General features: G+C 57.9%; 6 protein-coding genes. 1 reads left to right on the top strand and 5 read right to left on the bottom strand.

What is annotated here, in order from left to right; all coding sequences use genetic code 11:
* Positions 1 to 482 (bottom strand): carbohydrate-binding protein (locus BR41_RS24875; protein WP_373278340.1); only part of this gene is annotated, 482 nt, incomplete at its 3' end.
* A gap of 897 nt (positions 483 to 1,379) precedes the next feature.
* Here BR41_RS24875 and BR41_RS10565 point away from each other — a divergent pair.
* Positions 1,380 to 2,255: a helix-turn-helix transcriptional regulator gene (locus tag BR41_RS10565; protein ID WP_035055948.1), complete on the top strand. Its 876-nt coding sequence runs from the start codon at positions 1,380 to 1,382 to the stop codon at positions 2,253 to 2,255.
* Between the two features lie 325 nt (positions 2,256 to 2,580).
* Here BR41_RS10565 and BR41_RS10560 read toward each other — a convergent pair whose 3' ends face one another.
* From BR41_RS10560 to ppc, 4 genes are all read right to left on the bottom strand, one after another.
* On the bottom strand, positions 2,581 to 4,608 hold the full coding sequence (locus BR41_RS10560) for a glycosyl hydrolase family 18 protein (protein WP_051710677.1): 2,028 nt from the start codon (positions 4,606 to 4,608) through the stop codon (positions 2,581 to 2,583).
* A gap of 196 nt (positions 4,609 to 4,804) precedes the next feature.
* Entirely contained in the window at positions 4,805 to 5,065 is a 261-nt protein-coding gene (locus BR41_RS24160) for a hypothetical protein (protein WP_156970647.1), read from the bottom strand.
* A gap of 270 nt (positions 5,066 to 5,335) precedes the next feature.
* Positions 5,336 to 5,836, bottom strand: coding sequence for a hypothetical protein (locus tag BR41_RS10555; protein WP_156970646.1), 501 nt, complete (start codon positions 5,834 to 5,836; stop codon positions 5,336 to 5,338).
* Between the two features lie 28 nt (positions 5,837 to 5,864).
* Entirely contained in the window at positions 5,865 to 8,606 is a 2,742-nt protein-coding gene (ppc, locus tag BR41_RS10550) for a phosphoenolpyruvate carboxylase (protein WP_444541687.1), read from the bottom strand.
* Between the last annotated feature and the right edge of the window lie 125 nt (positions 8,607 to 8,731).

The following is an 8,731-nucleotide window of genomic DNA, read 5'->3' as shown; positions in this document are numbered from 1 at the left end:
TTGGTCGACGGATTGGCGTTGGTCCACCAGTTGGCAACGTAATTCACGCCATTCAACGTGACCTTGTCGCCGCCGTTGTAGTGATCCTGCGTTGCGCTCCACGCTGCGTAGCAGGTGGTGGCCGGGGTCGGCGCGGGGGTCGGGGTAGCAGTCGGCGTCGGGGCCGTTGTCGGCACTGGCGTGCCGGTCACCGGTACCGGCGTTGCCGTCGGCTTCGGTGTCGGGGTTGCGGTCGGTGCCGGGGTCGGTGTAGCACCGCCGCTGCTCACGCCAAGGTCAGTCCACAGGCTGGCGTTGGTCGGGTTCCAGCCGGTGCTGGTGTAGTCGGTCTGGTTGACCAACGCCTTATAGTCGTGACCGTTGTAGGACACGACGGTGCCGGCGGTGTAGTACACGTCGGCTTGCCAGGCCGGATAAGCCGCATAGGCGGTCATCGAGCAGGCGACGAACAACAGCGAGGCCAGCAGTTTGCTGGGGGTCATCAGGGCACGCATAAGATCTCTGTCTCCATCCATTGTTATTTGATGGGACCGGTTAGCCCGGTCCGCGAAACCCGACGCAAGAAAGCGCTTTCACAAGTCACAAGAAGGTGTAAATTCCCCTACACCCGGCTCGCCGACCCATTCAACGCCGTTGCAATCGGTATTTCACAAATCCAGAAAGCGGCTGCAAAGAACTCCAATGGCGATCCAATGACGGGCTCCAATGGCTGGCCCCACTTGACACAGGAGATTTGAACATCGCCCGATACGGCATTTGCTCACGCAAACCGCTCGTGCAATGCAGCAAATTCAATCCATTGCAGTGCTTCCTCATATCAGGCCAAGGGAAATCATCAGCATGCTTAGCTGTAGCACGGGTTTAATTCCCGCATCTTATTTCCCGATTACCAGCACACTTAGCAGTACGCCGCAATTGACGCAGCACATGGCGCGAGTCGGCCTGATCAGGATATTGCAACTGTTCCAGCACAAATGTCAAAACCGATTATCGGCAATCGATCATTGATTTGATTGAGTAAATTCTAATTTTCCCAATCCGGGATCGATAAGAACAAATCAGTCTGGAAGCGGGGTCAGAAGCGCTCTTCGGCAGAAAGAACGGCAAGGCGCAATTTGGAAGAAAGACGGATTTCAGATATGTTGCGAAGGTTTACGCAAGGCGCTGCTGGCGAATGATAAAAAAAAGGCCAAGGTAAAAACCTTGGCCATCAAGTTTAGAAGAGATATGAAGTGTCAACCAACGGAAACCGCCGACTCACCACTTCTTGTCGCAACACCGCGCTCGCACGCAGGGCATTGACCGACGGGCCCACAATACCCGCTTGCAGAGGGACTTTGAATGTCTGAATATGATTTCACATTTGTCCGAATCGCGCCATGACACCAATCTTCCACGAGCACTTCACCGTTTCGCCAGCGACGGTTCAGCGCAGTGTCGGCGCACGCGTTTTCTATAAACCGTATCTGCGGGCACTCAACGACTATGACGTGCTGCTGGCCGGCGTGACCGAAGCGCGCGATTATTTTCATGTCGAACGCGAGGGCGCACCGTTCCATGTGGTGCTGTTTGCGCTGGATGATGGTGGGGAGATTACCGATGGCGATGTAAGCCACGCCTTGCCTGCAAGGCATGTCGCCGTTCTGCCGGCAGGTGGGCGCAATGGTTTCCGGCTGACCGGACCCAGCTGGCGCCTGGTGTGGTTCCTGCTGAATGACTGCCCGCGCTGGGCGGCATTGGGCAGCGAGCAGCCGCGAATCCGGCCGGCACGCAATCCGGATAGCTTGTACCCGGCGGTGGCGACCCTGTGTGAAGAGGCGTGGTTGTCTGAATCTGATCAGTCGCTCGCCACGTCCGCACTTACGCTGGCCATGCAATTGTTCGAGCGGGAAATTGAAACCGGGCCGCAAAGCGGTGATATCACATTACGCTTGCAGCGATTGTTCGCACCAGTATTGCTTTATCCGGCCCGGCCTTGGCGGGTTGATGCATTGGCAGCGGAATTCGGGGTCAGCGTGGCGCACTTTCAACGCCTTTGCGTGCGGCATTTAGGCATATCGCCACAGCAAATGCTGCTTTCTCACCGCATGAATCGCGCAATGGAAATGTTGCAATCCGGTGTAGGCAGTGTGGGCGAAGTCGCCGCTGCAATTGGTTATGAGGAAATCGCCAGTTTTTCGCGCCGCTTTACCCAGCATTTCAGCATTCTCCCCAGCACCGTCTTGCGCCAACGCCATTCAAAACAGAGCGATTGATTTCGATCAATCCGGCAATAGCCCAGGAATGGCCATTTATTCAAACAGCACCCTGCTGTTTTAAACGCATCCGGCATCATGCCGGATGAAGTTTTTCGGCCTGCCGCAATCCCCTTCCTGACGTTCATCTAGTCGCGTACTCGACACGCCGGCGTGAATTACTGCATTGGCGCTCTTTTGCAATGGGCATTCGTTAGCGAATCAATGCCGATTCAATCGCCAGATTCCACAACAAAGAAAAAAGCCCTCCTGTTTCCAGGAGGGCTCAACATTTATTGCTTTATGGTTTCTGCTTGGTTCCCTACTTAGTTCTTGCTTAACCGTATTACTGGTTAATCTTGCCCATTGCGTTCATCAGCGTAGCGGTGCTGTCGTCACCATCGAGCGACCAGCTGAACACACCGCCCAGGCTCTTCGACTTCACGTAGTCCAGCTTGGTCTGGATCACGGCCGGGGTGTCGTAGGACCAGAAGTTGGTGCCGTCGAACTTCCAGGATTGCTTGGTCACGCTGCTGAGGTACTCGGTACCCGCTGCCGACTTCAGAACCTTGTAGTCTTCGATGCCCGCTTCGTAGGTGCCATGCGCCGGAGCCGTTGCTGTCTGGTACAGACCGTTGTTGGCATTCGTCACACCAGTCCAACCGCGACCGTAGAACGGGATACCGACGACGATCTTGCTGGCCGGTGCACCACCTGCGATCAGGTTGTTCACAGCGCTATCGATGTTGTACGTCGATTGGATGCCCGGCTTGCCGGTCTTCGGATCGAGGTAGTACGGGCTGGCAGTATCGCCGTACAGGTTCGATTGGAAGTCGGTCGGACCCGTTGCGTTCCAGCCACCGTTGAAGTCGTACGACATCAGGTTGATCCAGTCGAGGTACTGGGAGTAATTACCCGGCTCGGTCATGTCGATCTTGTCCTTGCCGGAACCGATCGCCACCGAGAGGTAGTAATGCTTGCCAGTCGTCGCGCCCAGTGCATCCAGTTGCGTACGGAATTCCTTCATCAGCAGGGTGTAGTTCTGCTTGTCGGCAGCGTTGACCGTGTTGTACGGCTGGCCGATAACGCCCGGGAATTCCCAATCGATATCGATACCGTCAAACACGTTGGCTGCTGCACCGGCACCACCGCGACCGCTGTACACCGGCAGGTTGCCCTTGATGTACAAGTTGATGCAGGAAGACACCAGTTGCTTGCGCAGCGCGTCGGATGCGGAAGCGGCCGAGAACCACTTGGACCAGGTCCAGCCACCGATGGAGATCATCGTCTTCAGGTTCGGGTACTTGACCTTCAGATCCTTGAACTCGCGGAAGCTACCAGCCAGCGGATCGCTCCACTGGATGGTGTCGCTCGGGTCAACGCGACGCGCCGGGGTACGGCCGTAGTCAGCCCATGCATCATTACCGGTACCAGCACCAGCGGCGTTGGCATCGGTTGCGCCCGGTTCGAGCTTATCGAAGCCGTTGTCGCACTCGTAGCCGCCGTTCTTCTGGAAGACGTTGGCGAACGCGTAGTTGACGAAGGTCATCTTGGCGGCGGAACCATTGGTCACGAAGTCAGCAACTTCGAAGCCACGGCCGTAAACGCCCCACTGCGCGAAGTAGGAACCGACGATCTTGCCGGAAGTCGGCGACGGCGTCGGAGTGGCGACCGGAACCGGCGTTGCGGTCGGGATCGGCGTAGCCGTCGGGACAGGCGTAGCGGTCGGAACCGGTGTTGCTGTCGGCTTCGGCGTAGCGGTCGGCGCTGGCGTGGCAGTCGGAACCGGGGTCGCGGTCGGAGCCGGAGTCGCAGTCGGGGTGCCGCCAGCGCAGTTACCCAGAACAGTCCAATCCTTGCCGGAGCCGGCCGGGCCGCTGTTGGTCGACGGGTTGGCGTTGGTCCACCAGTTGGCGACGTAGTTAACGCCATTCAGGGTGACCTTGTCGCCTTGGTTGTAGTTAGCCTTGGTCGAATCCCAAGCGGCATAGCAGGACGACGGAGCCGGTGTTGCGGTCGGCGTGGCCGTCGGAACAGGAGTAGCAGTCGGTGCAGTGGTCGGGGCCGGGGTAGCGGTCGGTTTCGGTGTGGCAACCGGTGTCGGCACCGGCGTTGCAGTCGGGGCCGGCGTCGGCGTGGCGCCACCAGCGCTCGCGCCCAGATCGGTCCACAGGCTGGCTACGGTCGGGTTCCAGCCGGCGCTGGTGTAGTCGGTCTGGTTAACCGTGGCCTTATAGTCGTGGCCCTGATAGGACACGATGGTGCCGGCGGTGTAGTACACATCAGCTTGCCATGCCGGATAAGCGGCATATGCATGCGCAGCGATCAGTGCAGCAGGAATTGCAGCGAGCGCAAAACGGGTCGAGTACGACATAGAAAGGGGGTCTCCATCCTCTTTGTATTGGCGTTATTCACGCGCATCCACTGGTATTTACCGAAAACCCTACTCCGTCAATATCGGGTAAGTATTTTTGTTTTTTTCGGCTACCGGGTCATCCGCAAACACGTTCATGCCTGCGATGGACCCCATTACTGCGCATGCACCAATGTTGTGTCAAGGCTCTGCGGCACTACCGTTTATCGGCAAACGCATTCGGTAGTCGGAACCAAGTCGCAAAACTACGTAAACGCCCCAAAACGGACTTGACGCACCACAACAAAACGCCAAATTTTTCAATAAAAATGCGGGTTAAATGGGTATATGCACCATGCTGCAGCGCAATATAACGCAACGCTGTTGTATGTAGATTTGTGTAATTGATGTAATTTTTTGAAAATTTACTACATAAATTTTTTCGTTTTTTGCCGGTTTTTTTGTAGGAAGTCTTCATTGTCACAATTCACCAACACAACAAAACTTACTAAAAACATACAAACAACATTTCAAATCAGTAATGATGTTGCGATGGCATGACGATAAGATTTCCGTTCTCGCGAGATTGAAACCTGACGATATGACCGTTCAGCTGGTATCAGTGTAATCCTGTATGCGAATGGAATATCCATCGCAACAGGTCTGATGCCGGGTGGTTTGAGGACGACAGGCGAAGCGATGGCAAGCGAGCAATCGGGCCCGGCGTGCAGCGCGTTCAATCACCGGGTCAGGGACGGTTGCCGAGATTCCAGCGGGCGCAGTACCACTTGGTCTGCGCATTGGAGAGCCCGACCAGCACGCTGCCGGACTTGGAGAGATAGCGGGGATAGGGGCCAGCGAGCGGCACAAAGACGAAACCCAAGCGGGTTTCGATGTTCTTTCTGACCGTCTCGACCTGATCGGGAATCAACGCGCCAACCATCAGCGCACCGGAGGTCTTCACGTTCACGAACACTTCGGTGCTGGCGTTGCCACCCAACTCGGCATGTTGGGAGTCGAACCATTCGGCCTCGCCCCAGGTGCGTAGCGGCTGGCCGAGATAAGTACGGAAGTAATCACGCCAGAACTCGGTCGACCATTCGGAACGGCAAGTCAGCGCGGCTTCGACCTTATCGGCGAAATGGGTGGGGACTTTCTTGGATGAAGCGGCATGCGCAGCGGGGATGGCGCAGACAAAGACAAACGCCGCCAAGGAACCGAACACATTATTAGATAAGGTTCGGCTCATGGCGGCGTTGTTCGGGTGCGGCGAATGCTTAGCCGGAATTACGCAAACCGGCTGCAATCCCGTTGATGGTCAGGTGCACCGCGTGCGCCACATCTTCGCTGTCATCACCGGCGCGCATGCGCTTGAGCAATTCAACCTGCAAGTGGTTGAGCGGATCGAGATACGGCAGGCGGTTATCCAGGCTGCGGGCCAGCGTCGGGTTGTCGCCCAGCAAGGCCGAGTGCTCGGTAATCGCCAGTACGGCATCGACCGAACGATGCCACTCGGCCTTAATGCGACCAAAGATACGCTTGGCCAGATCCTGATCCTGCACCAGCTCGGTATAGCGCGCAGCGATGGCGATATCGGACTTTGCCAACACCATCTCCATATTCGACATCGTGCCCTTGAAGAACGGCCAGTCGCGGTAGAGCTGGCGCAGCGTGGCCAGACCTTCATCGCCTGCTTCCGCCAGATATTCAGCCACGGCCGTACCGAAGCCATACCAGCCCGGCAACATCAAACGGCATTGCGACCATGAGAACACCCAGGGAATCGCGCGCAGATCAGCGATGCTGTTGGTGGCCTTGCGCGCCGCCGGGCGCGAGCCGATGTTCAGGCTGGGGATTTCGCCGATCGGCGTTGCTTCGCGGAAGTAGGTAACGAAATCCGGCGTGGCGTACACGAGATCGCGATAGGCCCGATAAGCGCACGACGACAGGCGCTCGACCAAGGCGTGGTGTGCCGCATCGTCGACGGCAACCGCTGCATTGCCCGGCAGGCTCGCCTCAAGTGTGGCGGCCAGCAGGATTTCCAGATTGCGGTGACCCACTTCGCGGTCAGAGAACTTGGCGGCAATGACTTCGCCCTGCTCGGTCACACGGATCTGGCCGTTCACGGAACCAGCTGGCTGCGCCAGCACAGCATCATAAGCCGGGCCACCACCGCGGCCGACCGTGCCGCCACGACCGTGGAACAGGCGCATCTTGATGCCGTTGGCATCGAACACCTTCACCAAGTCCTGTTCAGCCTTGTACAGCTCCCAGTTGGAGGTGAGGTAGCCGCCATCCTTGTTGGAGTCGGAATAGCCGAGCATTACTTCCTGCACATTGCCGCGACCGCCGACGATCTGGCGCCACTGCGGAATGGCGAACAGCTCGGACATGATCTTGCTGGCGCCGCGCAAGTCGGGAATCGTCTCGAACAGCGGGATGACGTTGATCTTGGCGACCACCACCGGGGCCAGCTGGATCACACCCACTTCATTCATCAGCACCGCGACTTCGAGGATGTCGGACACCGATTCGCAGTTGGAGATGATGTAGTTCGGCAGCACTGCTTCGCCGTAGCGCGATTGCATTTCTTCGGCGGCACGGTAGATGTCGAGTTCTTTCTGGACCAGTTCGCTGTATTCAACGTATGGGCAGATCAGCGGACGCGGGCTGGCCAGCTCGCGCAGCAGCACCACGCGGCGGCTGGCTTCGTCCAGCTTCAGATAGTCTTCCAGGCCGGCTTTTTCGAACAGCTCGGCGATCACCTTGTCGTGAATGCCGGAGTTCTGGCGCATATCGATCGGCGCGAGATGGAAACCGAACACGCTCACCGCACGCTGCAAACGACGCAGACGGCCACCAGCCAGCTTGCCAGCGCCGTGCGCCTTGAGCGAATTGGCGATCAGCGCCAGATCGGCCGCCAGTTCCTGCGCGTTCTGATAAGCATCAGCACGGGCCACGTCGTGCAGGGCATGATGGAAGGTGCCGATATGCGAAGCGGTCGCAAAAATACGCGCACGGATGTGCGACACCGCCATGCGGTAGGGCTCTTCGCCCTTCTTCGAGCCTTCATCGCTGAATTGATCTGCCAACTGCTGCAGCGCCTGATCGACCTGCACGATACGCGCCGACATCGACAGCTCGTTTTCGAGCTTCTGGCATTGCTGATAGTAATAGTCGAGCGCTACGCCGGATTGACGCGACACCGCGTAACGCAGCACATCACCGGTCACGAACGGATTGCCGTCACGGTCACCGCCGATCCAGCTACCGACATGCATGAAATTGGGCAGTTGCACTTCCTTGCCGGATAGCGCCGCCAGCTTGTCTTCCAGTTCCAGGTAGAGACGGGGCAGCACGTGCAGGAAGGTATTGCGGAAATAGGCCGAGCCGTTTTCGATTTCGTCCTGCACCGTCAGTTTGAAGGTGCGGATCTCGCGCGTTTGCCACAGGGTGAGCAGCACGCGCTCCAGCGCTTCCTGATTGGCGCGCAACTCATCCGGCGTCATCGGCAGGCGATCACGCTCGGTCAGCAACGCAGCCACGGCACGGTGACAGTCGAGGATGGTCTTGCGCTTGACCTCGGTCGGGTGCGCGGTCAGCACCGGGGCAACCAGGGTATCGGACAAGAGGTTGAGAATTTCCGTCGGTTTGACTTCGCGCTCGGTCAAGCGGCCGATCACATCGGCAATGCTGCCGCGCTGCGCTTCAGACCCTTTGAGCTGATAGGCACGACGACGACGGTTGCGGTGCAGATCTTCCGCAATATTGGATAGATGCGAGAAATAGCTGAATGCCCGCACCAGCGCGACGGCATGCGGCAGATCCAGCGTGGACAGCGACTTGGCCAGCTGTGCGCCGGCGCTGGCATCGGTGCCTTCAACGAAGCGGATTGCCAAATCCCGAATCGCATCGATCTGGTCGGCTGTGCTAGCGCCGGTTTGTTCGCGAATGGTATCGGCGAGCAAGCGGGCAAGGAGGTCGAGATCACGCGCGAGCGGCAGATCTTTCTCAGACACCTGGTCGAGTCGGGGTTCGTGTTGGGGCATGGCGGCAGCTATCAGGAACGTAAGTCGGAGTCGGTATGGGAAAAGCCGCGTTTCAAATGAAATAGCGGGTTCCCACGGCGCAAAACGACGCTATT

Origin of the sequence: Andreprevotia chitinilytica DSM 18519 (genome assembly GCF_000711875.1) — a bacterium.
GTDB lineage: Bacteria > Pseudomonadota > Gammaproteobacteria > Burkholderiales > Chitinibacteraceae > Andreprevotia > Andreprevotia chitinilytica.
The sequence above is the reverse complement of the archived record's forward strand: the minus strand, read 5'-3'. Positions and strand labels throughout refer to the sequence as shown.